Below are 17,519 nucleotides of genomic sequence, written 5' to 3'. Positions count from 1 at the left end.
GCAGGCTATTTTTAGTATAATTACTCAGCGCTAACTCTAGCGTTTTAACACACACTGAAATGCACGCCCGCCTAACACAGCGGCGAGTGGCTTCGCTTTCCGTGAGTATTACCTTAATAGGAGCATCTTTATGGATGCCATGATCAACTTTATTAATGATCTGCTCTGGGGAAGTTTGCTGGTTTATATGCTGCTTGGAGCAGGCGCGTTTTTTACCGTGCGCTTAGGATTTATTCAATTTCGCCATTTTAGTCATATGTTTACGGTGTTAAAAAATAGCCGCCGCGACAGTGTTGCGGGAATATCTTCTTTTCAAGCACTCTGTACCAGCTTGGCAGCGCGAGTAGGTACCGGTAACTTGGCGGGGGTGGCAATTGCCCTTTATTTAGGGGGGCCGGGAGCCATATTTTGGATGTGGCTGATTGCTTTAATTGGTATGTCGACCGCCTTTGCCGAAAGCGCGCTGGCTCAACTGTATAAGGTGACCGACGAAACCGGCAATTATCGCGGTGGGCCCGCTTATTATATGGAGCGCGGCCTAGGGGTGCGTTGGATGGGCGCCTTGTTTGCTATCTGCTTAATCGTCGCTTTTGGCTTAATTTTTAACGCCGTGCAAGCTAATGCCATTAGCGTTGCCATGGAAGTGGCCTTTGATATTCCTACTTGGCTTTCTGGGGTGGTGTTATCGGTGCTGGCGGGCTTAATTGTATTTGGTGGACTGCGCACCATTGCGCGCTTTGCTGAATTAGTGGTGCCGGTAATGGCGCTGGCTTATTTATTGATTGCTCTAATTGTGGTGGTGATGAATATTGGCCAAGTGCCCAGCGTATTATTATTAATTGTAAAATCTGCCTTTGGTTTAGAGCAAGCCAGCGGAGGTGTGGCGGGCTATGCGGTGACGCAAGCGCTAATAAATGGCATTAAGCGCGGCTTATTCTCTAATGAGGCGGGCATGGGCTCGGCGGCCAATGCCGCCGCCTCCGCCAGCCCCTATCCGCCACATCCAGCGTCACAAGGCTATATTCAAATGCTAGGCGTATTTATAGACACCTTGGTGATTTGTACCTGTACTGCGGCCATTATATTACTGTCAAATCAATTTGAGCCCGGCTCTGGCGTTACGGGTATTCAATTAACACAACGGGCATTGGCTCATGAAGTGGGGGCTTGGGGCAGTCCTTTTATTGCTATCGCCATTTTGTTTTTTGCCTTCACCAGTATTGTCGCCAATTATGCTTATGCCGAAAATAACTTGGTATTTTTGGAGCTCGATAATGCCGCAGGCTTGGTGACTTTTCGCTTATTTGCACTTGGCATGGTGATGTTTGGCGCTATAGGAAAAATAGATACCATGTGGACGCTGGCTTATATCTCGATGGGGGTGATGGCGGTGATTAATTTAGTGGCTATTTTATTACTAGCAAATGTGGTGATTAAATTAGCAACCGATTATAACGGCCAACGAAAACTAGGCTTAACGCCGACCCTAGATGTAGCTAAATATCCCGAGCTGAGATCACAGCTAGAAGAGGGGATTTGGCCAGACTCTCGCCCGCCACTTCATTAAATGATTAAGTGGTTCACTTAAATATTCACTGGCTCCTATTATGGGAGCCAGTGAGTAAAGATTAAGGTTGCTCGCCGCGTAAAAACGTTTTGCTAATGTGCTTAAATTGCTCATGTCCGGCGTGGCGTAATAATTCAAAGACCACCATTTCTCGAGTCACTATCTCAGCACCGCCATGGCGCATGCGTGCTAAACCTAATTGATGGTTATCTTCACTACGACTGCCCACTGCATCAGCGACCACAAATACCTGTTTACCTTGGGCAATTAGCTCTAGCACGGTTTGTAGCACACATACGTGAGTTTCCATGCCCAGCACAATCACTTGTTGATATTGCTGCCAGTCAGTCGGCAGGCAGTCGGCGGCGACGAGGGAAAAATAGCTTTTTTCAACGACGGTGGGCGAAGCCACTTGTGCTAATAACGTCGGTAAAGTGTGGCCTAAGCCCTTTGGATATTGTTCGCTAAACAAAATAGGTAGCGAAAGTTGCTCACAAGCACCAATTAACCATTGAATGCGTGCACTTAACTGGTCGCTATCTGCCATGGCTGGCGCCAGTTTTTCTTGTACATCTATTACTAATAAGGCCGCGTTATTAGCATCAATTAAAGGGGCGCTCAGACGAGGCTGAGTATTAAGAGGGGCAGACATACGTTCTCCACTTCTGCATGAAAGCGCTAGAAAGTTGCGCAGCTTAAAAACTAAGTATGCCTGAGTGTACCCTAAACTGTCATGATGCTGGCTACTGAGCTGAAAGGTTCAATATGGCGCTGTGTGAGCTTTACGCTTGGTCTTTATCCAGCCATCGGTTAGGCTGGAGAAAAAAGAGGAGTTGATATATGGACGTGCTTTCGCCATTAGAACAAAGAGTCATCGGTTGTTTAATCGAAAAACAGGTGTCTACTCCTGAAGGGTATCCGCTCACTTTTAAAGTATTACTTAATGCCTGTAATCAAAAAAGTAATCGCCAACCCGTTTTAGAAGTGACAGAAGCGGAGCTGCAAGTGGTGCTAGACTCGTTAATTGCGCGCCACTTAGTAAATAACTGTGCCGATTTTAATGCCCGTACGGCTAAGTATCAGCACCGGTTTTGTAATACCGAGTTTGGGGACTTGCAATTTAATGAGGCAGAGCTTGCCATTATTACCGAGTTACTGCTGCGTGGCCCCCAAACGCCCGGCGAGTTACGTAGCCGCAGCGCGCGCCTACATCAATTTACGACCGCCGCCGAGGTAGAAGCCAGTTTAGAGCGCTTAATCAGTAACGGGCCCTATGTCGTTAAATTAGCAAAATTACCAGGCAAGCGTGATGCTCGCTATGCGCATTTATTCTGTGATGTGGATTATGAATACTACGCCGAAACTGGCAGTGACAGCGATAATAAAGCCCTGCACGAGCAAGTAGCCGAGTTGCAAGCCAATATTGCTAAACTACAGGCACGCATCGCTGAACTAGAGCAAGACTAAGCGCGTATTTTCCATACTAAACGCTAACCTCAGCACACCCGTCAACCTGGCGAAAGTCAGGATCTGGCTTTAGGAAGATACCGGGGCAAGCCCGGTATGACAAAAACCGCCGTCATCCTAGCGAAAGTCAGGATCTCGAATTGACCGTTATACGTCTTACGCTAAGTGCGGTACGAAAAAGCTAAACCCGTGTCTAGTTTAACTTATGGCGTATGGCGTTAAACGTATCGTCTTGCTTTAGCGGTCATCCTGATGAACATCAGGATCTGGCTTTATAAAGGTAGCGATAGGTCCGGTAGGACAAAAACCAGCAAGGGTGTATTCATAAAAAAGCCCAATCACGTCAGTGATTGGGCTTTTTAGTGTTTAGTTAGGCTAGTTAGTTAAATACTTTTTTTATTAATGCGTGTGGGCCGCCTGTCATACCCACTTGCTGTAACTGTAGGCGGCCTTGCTCATCAAGGACGGTAATAGCATTAGAGTGAGCCACTTCCCCATCCGGTAAGCCCATATACTGAATATTTAAGGCCATGGCGAGAGTGCGTACATCATCGTCTTTACCACTGAGCAGTGTCCAGTGTTGATCTAGCTCTCGCTTTTTAGCAAAATGGCGCATGACTTTAGGGGTGTCTCTCGCGGGCGTGAGTGACACTAATACAAAGCCCATTTGGGCTTGTTGCTCAGGGGTAAGCGCATCTTGAATGGCTTTCATATCCGACACAATCACTGGGCAGGCGGTGATACAGTCGGTATAAATTAGCGCTACAATTTGCTTTTTTCCTGCAAGATCGGCGAAATTAAGCTTGTTTTCTTGGCTATCTTGCCATTGATTATTAAGGTGATAAACCGAATCACTGGGTAGCTTAGCGTATGCCGTTAGCGGCAATAACACTAACATAAGAAGGGTAAATAGCATTCTCATTATATAGCTCCTTGCTTAGGCTCACTGCTATCTTGTGCACACCTAAACCCTAAGTTACCTAAGGTGTAGGCAGCTTTTAAACTTGAGCGAAAGCCGTAGCGCATAAATGCGGCATAATCTGAAGGATCGGCACTGCCAGCAGCACCCGAGCCACAAAATAAACCTTGATCTATCGTGCTATCGCCACGGGACTCTCCAGTGACTAAAGCGGAGTTAAAGTCTTGGGTCCACTCCCATACTAACCCGTGTAAATCATAAACTTGCCAGTAGTTAGCTGGGCTTTGACCTACCGTATTTAACTCGGTAGTGGCCGACTTGGCATACCAGGATAAAATCCGTCGGGTATAGCCCTCTTCTTTACTGCCATCTCTTTTTTGTTCAGAGGCTTGAGCCGCATACTCCCATTCCGACACAGTAGGTAAGCGTTTGCCTTGAGCTTGGCAATAAGCATCAGCTGCATACCAAGATACATAGGTCATGGGTTGCGCCGCTTGGGTGGCGGTCATTTTTTCATTATTACTGGGCCAGTGTGTTAAATATTGAGACTCTACAAATAAAGCGGGCGCTTGGTCGGCTTGCCAAGCAGGATGTTGGCGTACAAAATCGGCAAATTCAGCGTTAGTGACTGGGTGGGTGTCCAACCAAAAGGAGGCCACCGGGGTCAATGGGCTGTCTTTGGTGAGATAAAGCGGTCGAACTTCCCCGCTGGGAAGTTCGACCATTCGCTCAACATTGAAATTAGCAGCCTCTGAAGAGGCTGCAAAGAGGGGGGGCACCCCACTTGCTAAGGCGGCCAAGCCCAGCAATAGTGCCCTAGTCATTAGTGTGCACTCCCTTCCATTACTAACGGCTTACCTGAGTCACGACGTTTTTTCACCTCTTTTGGACTCACTACTGTGCCGTTGTTATCCCACGTATTGAGCACATAGGTTAAGACGTTAGCGGTATCTTCATCAGATAAAGCCATCGCAGGCATAATACTGTCAAAGGCGGCGCCATTGACTTTGATGGGGCCTTTTAAGCCATGCACGACGACATCGATGGCACGAGTAGGATCGTCGTTCAAGAAGTCAGACTTCGCCAATGGAGGGAACGCACCTGGGATACCTTTACCATCTGCTTGGTGACATGCTTGGCAGTTAGCTTCATAGACGCGCTTACCATAGAGCATTTGGTCTTCTTTACTGCTAGCCGCTTGCTTAGGACGGTTATTAGGGATGCTCTGTACGGCCGAGCCTTCTGGCAAGTAAACGGTTTCTGATACTTTTCCAGAATAGATGACTTTATCTTCTGGGCCATCGACATTAATCATGCCCAGTGCGCCTTTATTAAAGGCACGGAAGATTGAGTGGTCAACCATAATAAAGTTGCCCGGTACATCCACTTTAAATTCGGCGGTAATAGCGCCACCGGCCGGAATTAAAGATGTTTGTACGTTATGGTTTTCGAGCGTACCTGCTTCTACGTTTACTTTATCGAAAATCTCGCCAATGACGTGGAAAGAAGACGCTAAGTTAGGGCCACCATTACCCATAAATAAACGTACGGTTTCACCTACGTTAGCGGTAAGGGCTTTATCGCCTGTGAGTGCACCCACTGCGCCGTTAAATAAGACATAATCCGCATCTTCTTTAATGGCCTTGTCCATATCAAAAGCTTGGAAGCCTTGTTCGCCATATGCGCCTTTCGTATAAAAGTCGCCTTGCATGACGTAGTATTCTTTATCCACTTTTGGCAAGCCTTCTTTAGGCTCAACCAAAACTAAACCGTACATGCCATTAGCAATGTGCATGCCCACCGGTGCGGTGGCACAGTGATACACGTACAAGCCCGGATGTAAGGCTTTAAAGTTAAATACTGAGGTGTGGCCAGGAGCAGTAAAAGAGGCAGCAGCACCACCGCCTGGGCCGTTAACCGCGTGTAAGTCTATGTTGTGCGGCATTTTAGAGCTGGGGTGGTTTGAAAGATGAAATTCAACCTCATCGCCTTCACGAATTCGTAAGAATTGACCAGGTACTGAGCCACCAAATGTCCAGAACATGTACTCAACGCCATCGGCGATTTCCATGACTTTTTCAACAGTTTCCATTTTAACAACCACTTTTGCCGCATGATCTCGGCTAATGGGTGGTGGCACCATGGGAGGGGAAGTTAATACTGCATCAATGACAGGTAACTCACTTGCTTGTACAGATAAAGCAAAGGTCATACCGATTGCAGCAACAAGGGTTTTTAATTTCATATACTACTCCCAGCTATTCAGTTGGCTTATTTTTAATAGTTGTTATTAACACAAAACTAAATGAGCATTTCAGATGCCAATATAATTAAGTAAAATAAATAAATGCTGATTTAGATCAATTAATGTTATCAAGGTGAAATAAATTATTATTAGCTTTGCATAAAACACAAAAAAATAACAAATAGGCGACAAAGAGTCACATTTGAATGCTAAGAGTGTTAAGTCAAGCCGACATTAGTTTTAAACGCTATGAATTTGGGAGCTGGCTCACAATTGGCGGTTGGTTTAGCTTAATAAAAAGCGACTTAGCTAGCATTTATATGATTAAAAAAGAGTAATAAATTTTTAAAATAGCTGCTTTGCAAATGTTTAACGAGCTGGCACAATGAGCGCTTCTTGGGGGAGTAACCGTTCGGCACCTGCCGAAACCATTATCAACAATCTCTAAGCGTCATGCTTATGGTAATGGTGTTTAAGCATTAGCTTAAGATTGGTGAGACCTGAGCTAAGTTTATTCTCTGGGCGGGAACTAAGCTTGGCTCTGGTATTTATCCCGCCCTCAACGAGTCGTTATGTCTAGAGTTGTGATTGAACACTTCTACTGCGGTGCCACTGGTTTGCACCGCGAGCTTTTCCTATCTAAAAAATGTGCCTCATTAGTGCAAGGATGCCTGTCATGCTAATTTCTCTTGCCGCCATTGTGGTGGGCTTAATCATTTTGGTGTGGAGTGCAGACCGCTTCGTCGATGGCGCCTCTGCTACTGCGAGTTATGCAGGCATGCCACCATTGTTGATCGGCATGATAGTGGTCGGTTTTGGTACCTCGGCCCCAGAAATTGTGGTATCGGTTATTTCTTCACTGGAGGGAAATCCTGGCCTTGCGCTAGGGAATGCCTATGGCTCAAACATTGCTAACATTGGTGTGATTTTAGGTATTACCGCGCTTATTAGTCCCATTAAGGTGCACTCACAAGTGTTGCGCAAAGAGTTGCCGGTGCTGCTAGTGATCTCTTTACTTTCATTAGCTTTAGTATGGAACGGCATGCTCTCGCGGGTTGATGCCATTATTTTATTAGCAGTATTTGCTTTATTAATGGCGTGGAGTATTCGCCAAGCCATGGCTCAACCACAAGATAAACTCGCGGCCGAAGAAGAACAGGTTATTGATGAGCAAGCCATGACGGCTAAAGCGGCCATTATTTGGCTGGTATTAGGCTTAGTATTGTTAGTGGCAAGCTCGCGGTTACTGGTGTGGGGCGCGGTAAATATTGCTCAAGCCTTTGGTGTGAGTGATTTAATTATTGGCTTAACCATAGTGGCGATTGGTACCTCCTTGCCTGAGCTTGCGTCTTCTATTGTAGCTATTCGCAAAAACCAGCATGACTTAGCTATTGGTAATGTTATTGGCTCAAACCTCTTTAATACCTTGGTGGTCGTCGGTTTAGCAGGCGTGATCAGCCCGCTGCCGGTGGCCAGTGAAGTGATCAGTCGGGACTTTTTAGTAATGATTGGCTTAACGGTCTCGTTATTTGTTTTAGGCTATGGCTTTAAAAAGCGCCAAGGACGAATTAATCGCATTGAAGGTGCGCTGTTATTGCTAGTTTATATCAGCTATAGCGGCTGGCTAGCACAAGAGGTTCTTAGCGCTAGTCATTAACGAATGGTATTTAAGCCCAGCTTGCGGGGCTTTTTTATAGGCTAAACCTCTCTTTGCCAAGCAGGGAGCTACCTAGCGAGATGCCACTATTACCTGCGTATTGCTTTAAGCTAATGTAAAATGACGTTGCGAGTAAAATATGTAATACACTTATTTATTTACATACTTTGTTACCCATAATGAGCGGCGCAAATTTTAAGTCGGCCGCCCATTAAGGTAAGCTTTTTACTACTTTTTAGCATGCCACGCTGTTCGTTGGCATCTGCGGAGCCCCAATGAGCCTATTCACGCCCACTGCTTTTATTAACCCACTTAAACGCAAAGCGAGCGCGCTGTTACTGCCTATGCTGTGTTTATGGCCGCTGAGTGGCCAAGTACAAGCCATTGTTGCCAGCCCAGTGCTGCCTGCTCCTGCCTTATTATCAGCACAAGACAGTGATCCCACGACTTTAGGGTGGATGCAGGGTTTCCCTCCGCCACCTGAAAAGCGCTTAAGTGTTGCAGATGGCTCATTTTTTACCTTTCCAGCGCTGCGCTATAGCGTGGTACATATGCGGGAGTTTTTGCCCACGGTAAATGTGTCGCGGGGCATTACGATGAGTCAGTTATTCCCTAAGGCCATTGATAAAGCCATCGCAGAGATTGAATTTACGCCTTGGCATAGTCATAAAACCATGACCTTTGCCGACTCACTGTGGCATAACTACACAGATGGCATCGTGGTGTTGCACAAAGGAAAATTAGTGTACGAAGACTACTTTGGCGCACTAACTCCCAAAAATAAGCATGCGGCTATGTCGGTCACTAAATCTTTTACCGGCACCTTAGCCGCCATGCTAGTGGCAGAAGGGGCATTGGATGACACTAAAACCGTCGCTGAATATGTACCTGAGCTTACAGATTCAGCCTTTGGTGATGCCACAGTGCGCCAAGTGCTGGACATGACCACTGGCTTAAAATATAGCGAAGACTACGCCGACCCAGATGCCGAAATTTGGGCCTACTCTACGGCGGGCAATCCTTTACCTAAGCCTAAAGAATATCAGGGACCTGTGGGTTATTTTGAATATTTACAGCAGGTTAAAAAACAAGGCGAGCATGGCGAGGCCTTTGCTTATAAAACCATTAACAGCGATGCGCTAGGCTGGATAATTTCTCGAGTAACCGGTAAGTCCGTCGCTGAGCTATTGTCAGAAAAAATTTGGCAACGCCTTGGCATGGAGCAAGATGCTTATTATCAAGTCGATGAACTGGGCATTCCTTTTGCAGGTGGAGGCTTAAGCGCCGGCCTTCGAGATATGGCCCGTTTTGGTGAGCTTATTCGCAACCAAGGACGGTGGAAAAACAAGCAAATTATTCCTGCAGCCGTTATTGCCGATATCCAGCAAGGCGCAGATCCCGAAGCTTTTGCAAAAGCTGGCTATAACTCTCTTAAAGGCTGGTCTTACCGCAATATGTGGTGGGTTACTCATAATAACAATGGTGCCTTTGCTGCTCGAGGTGTTCACGGGCAAACCATCTATATCGATCCTAAAGCCGAGATGGTGTTAGTACGTTTTGCCTCACACCCAGTGGCCAGCAATAGTGCTAACGATGCGACTTCGTTGCCGGCTTACCAGGCGGTAGCGGACTATTTGATGACAAAAGACTAACGATTTCTTCGTCACAATACAGGTGAAGAGTAAAAGTGCAGGGCAGGTTAGCAAGTGATGCAGCTCTAGCTAGGCTTGAGTGTAGTGTTATCTCATCCATTTATCTTTAATGCTTATTTTTATGGCAAAAATAATATTTCTATCATTTAAGAGGAAAGATTATGAACCCAGCAAGCTTGTTTGATCTAAAGGGAAAAGTCGCCATTATTACCGGTGGCGCTAAGGGTATTGGTAAAGGCTGTAGCCAGATGTTAGCCGCACACGGCGCTAAGATAGTGATTGCCGATTTTAACTTAGAAGCGGCTCAAGCCACCGCCAGTGAAATCCAAGAGGCAGGCGGCCACGCTAGAGCCGTACAATGCAATGTATTAGAAGATACTGACCTAACAAATTTAGTGGACACCACCTTAGCCGAATTTGGACAAATTAATATCTTAGTGAATAACGTCGGTGGTGGCGGAGCAGGGCGCGAGAGCCCAGCCTCCTTGAGTGTGGAGCAATTTGCGCGCACCTTTGAGCTTAACGTATTTAGTAATTGGCGCCTTGCCCAATTATGTGCGCCGCACATGGAAAATGCCGGCTATGGCTCCATTATTAATATGTCGTCCATGAGCTCAATTAATAAAAGCCCAGCAATCAGTGCCTATGCGTCGTCTAAAGCGGCCATTAACCACATGACAGCAAATTTAGCTTTTGACTACGGGCCTGCCGGTATTCGAGTTAATGCCGTAGGGCCAGGTGCGGTAAGAACCGATGCCTTAGCCTCGGTGCTTACTCCTGAAATTGAAGCTACTATGTTGGCGCATACGCCGCTTAAGCGCTTAGGCGAGCCAGAAGATATTGCCGGTGCCGTCTTATATTTTGCCGCGCCTATTTCTAATTGGGTGAGCGGCCAAGTGTTATTTGTTAATGGCGGCGGCGTACAAACGCTAGACTAAGTACTCTTTTTTAATATTAAGCGCAAACTTGGCCAAGTTTGCGCTTTTTTTGTTGCTAGGGGCACAGTTCACCACCAGCAGGAAAGCGTTGGCCGCGCTGGCACTCAACCCCTTCGCTTTGCACAAGCCTAGGTGCTAACTCAGTATCTTGGGGCATAACACTGATTAGGCGCCATATTGCACTAACAGAGTCATCCATTAAATGGGATCTGCGCAACGCCGCGACCATACCCGTATCTTGGCCTAAATTAATGTCGATAATAGCTTCTATAACAGGCTCAGGCAGTTGAGGTGTGTCATGGTAATTTTCTACTTCAGTGATATCTAGCTCGTGGATAAGCTGCGTAATAGCCGCAGCTGGGCTTAATATGCCTTGGCGTATCACTTGAAAAGGCGCTGTTATTGCAAGCGGAGTTGGCTGTGCTTCGGTGTGATGAACAGGGGGCGACCAATCTAGGAGCGATAAGCATGGCACAGTAAAGCACTGCATCTTTAGGGCTTTACTTTGGCTAAGCTCAGTGCGGCCGATGGCTTGAATATCGGCCACTGTGCCTTGTACTGGCTGAGTTACCATACGCCAAGATACATGAGGGCCCACATCAAACGCTGACGGTGGCGCTACATGCTGTTCACCATAATCTTCAATCGTCGCTTGGCGGATGGTTTGCCCTAAACTAAAGCGATCCACTTGGATAAAGCTCATCGGTATCCGGTTAGCGTTTAAATTATTATTTATCGACTCAACGCCATAACTAATGCGATAGCGCACCCTATCTCGCACTCCTTCTACGGCCTCTAGCGCCAACATCGCTTTTGCTAACGGATTAATAGTCGCAGAGGCTAAAAATATAGAAGTAGGCTGTTTATTTAGCGCTAAGTTCGCCTCAATTTTATCCAGTACTGCTAAGCTATCAAGCGCTTCATAGCCCTTAAGAAACTCTTTAAATAGGAGTTCTTGTTGGGCTTCTTGAGCCGCGACAGAAAATGTTAGTAGGGTGGCCAATAGCGTAAATAGAAATTTCATAAGCTCGTCTCTGACTTAGATACCGCCGTTTTTATAAAAGAGCATTTAGCGGCCGCAGTTACCGCCGCTAAACAGTGTCTTAGCACTAGGTGTATTCCTTTTTATATCAACACTCTATATATGGCTATTACAACACATTGATTTAGTTAGCTAAGCCATAAAAAATAAAAATGTCGCTAACAGTGAATAGGGTCACATCCTGTTAACAATATAGTTACTTTTTCGGGTAAGGCGGGCGGCATTCTGTTACAAAGAATCTGACCGACAGCAAATATCTACTACTACCTTGGCAAGATAGGGCAACTAATGAACAATCTTACTATTCGGCTACGGGTGTTGCTTTTAGCATTAGTGCCCGTCATTGCGCTTACCGTGTTTCTCACCGCTTATAACTACCACCAAACCCAAAAAATTGGTGATAGGGCCGTGAGTAATTTTTCAAAGAGCCTTTATGAAAACCAAGAAGATGAGCTAAGAAATAACCTCCAGCTTGCCACTACCGCCATTGCTCATCTATATAATCATCCCGATGCCACCACGGATCCGAGCATTAAAGAACAAGCTTGGCAAATATTGCGACAATTACGCTTTGATGACTCAGGTAATGAGGGATACTTTTTTGCCTATGATCTTAACGGCGTGAGTTTAATGAATGGCATGAACCCCGCCATAGAAGGTAAAAATTTATGGGATACCCAAGATCCTAATGGCGTTTACACTACTCGCAGCTTATTAAAAGCGGCTCAAGAGAATACTTTTAGTCATTACAGCTGGGAGAATAAAAGCACAGGTACCGTGGATCCCAAAATCGTCTCTGGCGTGCTCTTACCGAAATGGAACGCCATGATTGGTACCGGTATGTGGACCTCTGGCTTAGAACAAGACGTACAAGCCATGCAGGGGCGCGTTAATCAGTCCATTAGTGACACCGTTAAAGGCTCGATTGCTACTGCCATTATCGCTTTAATACTGATTGTGATTTTAGCTTTAATTGTGGTGCGCAGCATCATAGGGCCACTCAATGTGGCAGTAAAAGCCATGCATGATATTGCTAATGGCGATGGGGATCTTACCCGCCGCTTAGCAGTAAATGGTAAAGATGAAATTAGTCAGCTGTCATTGGCCTTTAATAGTTTTGCCAATCAAGTACACGATTTAGTAAAACGAGTGCTAAGCTCATCGCGCACCCTTAATGAAGCCAGCACCGAGCTTGGCCAAACTATGCAAGCGGCAGAGTCGGGCGTGCAGCGTCAAAAAACAGAAAGTGACCAAGTGGCCACCGCTATGAATGAGATGACGGCCACTGCACAAGATGTCGCCAGTAACGCCAGTGAAGCTTCTCATGCGGCAAATAATGCCAGTGCCCAAGTTCGCGATGCTCAAGGCTTGTTATATCAAACTCAACAAGTCATTTCGGGATTATCTGAGCAAGTAGCAGAGGGCGTTAAGGTCATTGAAACCCTAGGCGAAGACTCAAACCAGATTGATACCGTGCTAGAGGTGATCCGCGCCATTGCCGAGCAAACGAACTTACTCGCGCTGAACGCAGCCATAGAAGCTGCCCGAGCGGGTGAGGCAGGGCGGGGCTTTGCGGTGGTGGCTGATGAAGTGCGCACCTTAGCCAGTCGTACCCAACAAAGCGTGCAAGAAATTCAACACACCATAGAAGTGCTACAAAATGGCGCCACTAATGCCGTGACTATTATTGCTGCCATAAGTGAGCGCAGTGATGCGACTGTAAGCGAAACGACGCAAGTTAACGAAGCTTTACAGCGTATTACTGCTGCAGTAAATACCATTACTGAAATGAACACCCAAATTGCCAGTGCCGCTGAAGAGCAAACCAGTGTATCGGAATTAATTAACCAAAATGTGCACCAAATTGTGGTAATCACCGATGAAACCAGTGAAGGCACACAACGCGCCAGCAGCGCCACCGAGCGTTTAGCAGCACTAGCCATTGAGCTAGAAAAAGAAGTTGCCCGTTATAAGGTGTAATAAGTAAATTAAAAAAGCGCCGCCCTTAATAAGAGGGCGGCGCTTTTTATGCGCGAGCAAAACTTTACTCAGAGGCTCAACTTGTTATGATTAACGCTTAAACTTGTCTGTAAAATCATCACTTAGGGAGCAGACTGTGGCTAATTTTGATTATGTCACTGCCAATAAGCTGACATTAGATGCCCATGGTTATAAAAGCACCAATCGTATCTTGATCCTATTAGTCGGGTTAGGTATTGCCTTTGTGGTGTCTGCTTTTTACTTGCCTGCGACCCCATTGGTATTAGTGCTCATCGCCTTATGCTGGTGGCTGCAAAAAAGTCATCCGGTGTTACTCGCAGGTGCAGCAGGTGAAGATAAAGTAATGGAGCGCTTGCGCCAACTCCCCGACACTTTTACCGTGTATAACCAAGTAGATATTCCTAATGCAAGATCGCGCACTGGCTTTAATGAAGCAGATATTATTGTAGTGGGGCCGAATGCCGTTTTTATTATTGAAGTAAAACACAATAGCGGGCGTATTAGTGGCAGCGACAGTGATGCCCAATGGCGCGTTAAAAAAGTGAGTCGCAGAGGCGGCATTTATGGTAAAACCATGCGCAATCCCATTGCTCAGGTTAAGCGCTTAATTTGGTTATTGTCGGGCGAGTTAAAAGCGAAGCACTCCCGAGCTTGGATCCAAGGAGTGGTATTATTTAGTCATCATAATGTGAGTGCTAATATCGCTAATGACTCTAATGTGCCGATTATGGGCAATGAACAATTAATAGATTACCTATTAAGTTATTCTGCAAAATTTGATATTGAGAACCCGCCTAAATTAGTGAAACACATTGCCGCCTTAAAAGGCGCCTAGTACCGGTAAAAAAGTAGAGGTAAGTAGTAGTAAGAATGAATAACAACCCATTAGTGATAGGCGAGGTGGCGGGTGTCTGAGTCGAGTTCATTAGCTAAGCCGTCTTTATCGCCTAAAGAGATTGCGCCTAAAAGCCTAGCTGAGCTTGACGCTATGCACACCGGCAGTTTAATGAGTCGCCGACGCGCACTCCTCGCTTGCCCAGAAAGCTCAAACCTAACCGCCCAAGATAAAGCCTCGTTATTACTTCCTATTCGCTATAAAGACAGCCAAGTCTGGAAAAACGCCTACCAAGAGTTAAAACAAGTGTTAGCGACGCGTGAGCATTTACCTAATAAACAAGAGCGCAAGGCACAGCGCCAAGCCCGTGCCAAACGCAAAAGATAAGCAACTTGTCCGCAAATTCCTGTTACATATCTTCCATTCCTTGAATTTTACTGGCGATCTGTTTTTCTGCTTCTTGCTCTAATTCTAGCAAGGAGTCTACTAACTCTTTAGCTTCTGGTACTTGGCTTTCTTGAGCCAGCCTTTGATAAAAATCCACCACTTGATCGTGTACCTCAAACATCATCTTTGAGATTTCGGCAATAGATAAACGGTCAAAAGGTTGGGTATAGACTTGCTGGGTATTAATAGGGCGCTGCTCAAAAGCCGAATATAAATAAGGGACATAGGCATCTAGCGCTTCGGTTTTGGTTTGTTGATCAAATTCGTGAAGGGTATTAGCCAGCTCTTGCTCTTGTTCGGCTAAGCTTTTAAGTAGCATCCGGGCGCGCTCTTGTGAATGTAGCTCACCACCACGGGTTAATACTTGAGCGAGTTGCTGGTGCAGTTGGCGAGTCCAATCAATAAGCTGCGTGAAATTGGTGACCTGCATGGCTATCTCCTCTTATATAGTCGTTAGACGATAATAATTTGATAAAAAAGCGGGCGTACTACTCAATCGTATCATTAGCACACCTTTGCTAAGCGTAGCTTAATGACATCTCATAGCGAGCCTTGGCGCCTTAGGTGCGTCAGCTTTTGCACTAAGCTTGGCTCCCTTTATTTATTTGCCTGCTCAAGCAGTGCGTCATTAACTATACTGGATTCAAATGCGCCAGCTATCAAGGTGTAGTTTACTCAATAAGGAGCGCGCAAATGCAGCAAGCGGCCATCTTTGTTTTGCATCACGGTGCAACAGAGGGCGTTACCGGTTCTTGCCACCAATTACAGGTAGGCGAGGCGAGCATATTAATAGACTGCGGATTATTTCAAGGCCGAGAGCAGCGTGATGGTTTAGCAATAGATTTTGCCATTGAACAGCTTCGCGCCTTGGTTGTTACTCATGTGCATATCGATCATGTGGGGCGTATTCCTTACTTACTAGCAGCAGGGTTTACGGGCCCTATTTATTGCTCGGCGCCCTCAGCACTCTTATTGCCCGCCATATTAGAAGATGCGCTAAAAATCGGCTTTACTAAAAATAAAGCGTTAATCGCCCAGATATTAGCCAAGCTTGAGTCGCAACTTTGCCCGCTGGCCTATAACGACTGGCAGCCCATCGCGGATATGGAGCTAAAAATTCGCTTGCAAAGAGCCGGTCATATCTTAGGCTCGGCTTATGTTGAGTGTGCCACTGCTAACCAAACTATTGTGTTTAGTGGCGACTTAGGCGCACCGCACTCGCCATTATTAATGCCACCCCAAGCGCCCGTTACAGCAGATGTGTTAATTCTTGAAAGCACGTATGGCGATAAAAATCATGACAGTCGAGTTGATCGCCGCTTACGCTTAAAAGCCGCCATTGAGCATGCTCTGACAGATGGTGGCACCTTATTGATCCCCGCCTTTAGTCTGGGACGCACCCAAGATTTATTATATGAAATTGAAGGCATTATCAGCGAATTTGGCCAAGGCCATGCGGCACCCAACTTACCGTGGCAGGAGCTTGAAATTGTGGTGGACTCCCCACTGGCTGCTAACTTTACTGCTCTTTATCGTAAGCTAAAACCGTTTTGGAATCTTGAAGCACAAGCGCGACTTAAAGCTGGGCGCCATCCCTTGGCTTTTGAGCAAATGACGGTGATCGATAATCATCAAGATCACTTAAACGCCGTGCAATATTTAGCTCGCAGCCATAAGCCCTTTATCGTGCTAGCGGGCTCCGGCATGTGCACCGGTGGCCGCGTTGTCAATTACCTTAAAGCCCTATTGGGGGAGTCCCGCAACGACGTATTGTTTGTTGGCTACCAAGCCGAAGGCACGCCAGGGCGCGCTATTTTAGACTATGGACCCGCGTTCAATCCTCACCAGGTCGATGAAACTCCAAGTGAGGTTGCCGTTTCAGCTAAGCCAGAGCCTTGGGTAGAGCTGGACGGTCATCGCTATATTATTCGCGCCCAAGTGCATCAAGTTAGCGGCTATTCTGCCCATGCCGGCCAAGACGATTTACTTAACTTTGCTACCGCCATTAGCCCACCACCTAAACAAATACGCTTAGTCCACGGCGAAGCACATGCCAAAGCTGTATTGCAGCATAAGCTCAACGAGTTACTGCCAGATACAGAGGTGCTGATCCCTTAATCACAAACGCTAGGAAGCAAAATAATGGATATGGAATTGTTCACGTCGCTCACATCAATAATTGTTTTAAGTGTTTTGTTTTTTATTGTTGTGGTTTTGATAAGTATTAAAGCTCGCAGTAGAAAATTAATTCATCCGTATAAAAGATTAAATGCGATCTTCACTCCCGCTGAACGTTCCTTCTTCGGCGTATTAAGCCAAGCGGTAGGGGATGACGCTGCTATTTTTGGTAAGGTGCGGGTAGCAGACGTGCTCACACCGCAAAAAAGTACGGTAAAGGGCGTGTGGCAAACGGCATTCAATAAGATCTCTGCCAAACACTTCGACTTTGTATTATGCCGCAAACATGACTTGTCGTTCTTATGTGCCATAGAGCTGGACGATCGCTCTCATAACAGCGCTAAAAGACAGATTAGAGATGCTTTTTTAGAAGACGCATGCCAATCCGCTGTTTTCCCTTTGATCCGCTTTCCCGCTCAAGCAACTTATAAAGTGAGTGAGCTCCATTACGCCTTAAAGATATACTTGTCAGACCTACAAGCTAAATGAGGTCATATCGCCAATTCCCGATGCAAAGCCGTTTGTCATTCATGAATTAAGTAACCTAAATCAGATAGGTGATAAAGTTTGC

General features: G+C 46.2%; 16 protein-coding genes. 10 read left to right on the top strand and 6 right to left on the bottom strand.

Annotation, left to right across the window (positions count from 1 at the left end):
* The first annotated feature begins 130 nt into the window (after nucleotides 1-130).
* A complete protein-coding gene (locus tag CBP12_RS06125; RefSeq protein ID WP_086963657.1) occupies nucleotides 131-1,567 on the top strand; it encodes an alanine/glycine:cation symporter family protein in 1,437 nt (478 codons plus the stop codon).
* 61 nt (nucleotides 1,568-1,628) lie between these two features.
* Here the strand turns inward: CBP12_RS06125 and CBP12_RS06120 are convergent, their stop codons facing one another.
* Nucleotides 1,629-2,219, bottom strand: coding sequence for a hydrolase (locus tag CBP12_RS06120; RefSeq protein WP_086963656.1), 591 nt, complete (start codon nucleotides 2,217-2,219; stop codon nucleotides 1,629-1,631).
* Nucleotides 2,220-2,407: 188 nt separating this feature from the next.
* Between CBP12_RS06120 and CBP12_RS06115 the strand changes: the two genes are divergently transcribed.
* On the top strand, nucleotides 2,408-3,034 hold the full coding sequence (locus CBP12_RS06115; protein WP_086963655.1) for a YceH family protein: 627 nt from the start codon (nucleotides 2,408-2,410) through the stop codon (nucleotides 3,032-3,034).
* A gap of 379 nt (nucleotides 3,035-3,413) precedes the next feature.
* On the opposite strand, the gene CBP12_RS06110 is transcribed toward CBP12_RS06115, so the two are convergent.
* Genes CBP12_RS06110 through nirK form a run of 3 tightly spaced genes read right to left on the bottom strand, consistent with a single transcriptional unit; the run spans nucleotide 3,414 to nucleotide 6,198 of the window.
* Nucleotides 3,414-3,956: an SCO family protein gene (locus CBP12_RS06110; protein ID WP_086963654.1), complete on the bottom strand. Its 543-nt coding sequence runs from the start codon at nucleotides 3,954-3,956 to the stop codon at nucleotides 3,414-3,416.
* Complete coding sequence (locus tag CBP12_RS06105) at nucleotides 3,956-4,777, bottom strand: formylglycine-generating enzyme family protein (RefSeq protein ID WP_086963653.1); 822 nt, start codon at nucleotides 4,775-4,777, stop codon at nucleotides 3,956-3,958. The genes CBP12_RS06110 and CBP12_RS06105 overlap by 1 nt, the downstream gene beginning before the upstream one ends.
* Complete coding sequence (gene nirK / locus CBP12_RS06100) at nucleotides 4,777-6,198, bottom strand: copper-containing nitrite reductase (RefSeq protein ID WP_086963652.1); 1,422 nt, start codon at nucleotides 6,196-6,198, stop codon at nucleotides 4,777-4,779. The genes CBP12_RS06105 and nirK overlap by 1 nt, the downstream gene beginning before the upstream one ends.
* 676 nt (nucleotides 6,199-6,874) lie before the next feature.
* On the opposite strand from nirK, the gene CBP12_RS06095 reads away from it, so the two are divergent.
* The 3 genes from CBP12_RS06095 (at nucleotide 6,875) to CBP12_RS06085 (ending at nucleotide 10,445) form a co-directional block, all read left to right on the top strand.
* Nucleotides 6,875-7,855 (top strand): calcium/sodium antiporter, encoded by a 981-nt coding sequence (locus CBP12_RS06095; RefSeq protein ID WP_086963651.1) that lies wholly within the window; start codon nucleotides 6,875-6,877, stop codon nucleotides 7,853-7,855.
* Between the two features lie 275 nt (nucleotides 7,856-8,130).
* Entirely contained in the window at nucleotides 8,131-9,507 is a 1,377-nt protein-coding gene (locus CBP12_RS06090) for a serine hydrolase domain-containing protein (RefSeq protein WP_232455167.1), read from the top strand.
* A gap of 161 nt (nucleotides 9,508-9,668) precedes the next feature.
* Nucleotides 9,669-10,445, top strand: coding sequence for a glucose 1-dehydrogenase (locus CBP12_RS06085; RefSeq protein WP_086963650.1), 777 nt, complete (start codon nucleotides 9,669-9,671; stop codon nucleotides 10,443-10,445).
* Between the two features lie 55 nt (nucleotides 10,446-10,500).
* Here CBP12_RS06085 and CBP12_RS06080 read toward each other — a convergent pair whose 3' ends face one another.
* Nucleotides 10,501-11,469, bottom strand: coding sequence for a hypothetical protein (locus CBP12_RS06080; protein WP_086963649.1), 969 nt, complete (start codon nucleotides 11,467-11,469; stop codon nucleotides 10,501-10,503).
* A gap of 306 nt (nucleotides 11,470-11,775) precedes the next feature.
* Between CBP12_RS06080 and CBP12_RS06075 the strand changes: the two genes are divergently transcribed.
* The 3 genes from CBP12_RS06075 to CBP12_RS06065 all read left to right on the top strand — a co-directional run bounded on the left by CBP12_RS06075 (nucleotide 11,776) and on the right by CBP12_RS06065 (nucleotide 14,710).
* Nucleotides 11,776-13,467: a methyl-accepting chemotaxis protein gene (locus CBP12_RS06075; RefSeq protein WP_086963648.1), complete on the top strand. Its 1,692-nt coding sequence runs from the start codon at nucleotides 11,776-11,778 to the stop codon at nucleotides 13,465-13,467.
* 136 nt (nucleotides 13,468-13,603) lie between these two features.
* Nucleotides 13,604-14,323, top strand: coding sequence for a nuclease-related domain-containing protein (locus CBP12_RS06070; RefSeq protein ID WP_086963647.1), 720 nt, complete (start codon nucleotides 13,604-13,606; stop codon nucleotides 14,321-14,323).
* Between the two features lie 72 nt (nucleotides 14,324-14,395).
* The gene (locus CBP12_RS06065; protein WP_086963646.1) at nucleotides 14,396-14,710 is read left to right on the top strand and encodes a hypothetical protein; all 315 of its coding nucleotides are present in this window, start codon (nucleotides 14,396-14,398) and stop codon (nucleotides 14,708-14,710) included.
* A gap of 22 nt (nucleotides 14,711-14,732) precedes the next feature.
* Here CBP12_RS06065 and CBP12_RS06060 read toward each other — a convergent pair whose 3' ends face one another.
* Entirely contained in the window at nucleotides 14,733-15,200 is a 468-nt protein-coding gene (locus CBP12_RS06060; RefSeq protein WP_086963645.1) for a ferritin family protein, read from the bottom strand.
* Between the two features lie 263 nt (nucleotides 15,201-15,463).
* Between CBP12_RS06060 and CBP12_RS06055 the strand changes: the two genes are divergently transcribed.
* Nucleotides 15,464-16,888, top strand: a complete 1,425-nt coding sequence (locus CBP12_RS06055) for an MBL fold metallo-hydrolase RNA specificity domain-containing protein (RefSeq protein WP_086963644.1) — start codon at nucleotides 15,464-15,466, stop codon at nucleotides 16,886-16,888.
* Between the two features lie 24 nt (nucleotides 16,889-16,912).
* Nucleotides 16,913-17,437 (top strand): DUF2726 domain-containing protein, encoded by a 525-nt coding sequence (locus tag CBP12_RS06050; protein ID WP_086963643.1) that lies wholly within the window; start codon nucleotides 16,913-16,915, stop codon nucleotides 17,435-17,437.
* The last annotated feature ends 82 nt before the right edge of the window (nucleotides 17,438-17,519 follow it).

The organism is Oceanisphaera avium, from assembly GCF_002157875.1.
Taxonomy (GTDB): domain Bacteria; phylum Pseudomonadota; class Gammaproteobacteria; order Enterobacterales; family Aeromonadaceae; genus Oceanimonas; species Oceanimonas avium.
The sequence above is the reverse complement of the archived record's forward strand: the minus strand, read 5'-3'. Positions and strand labels throughout refer to the sequence as shown.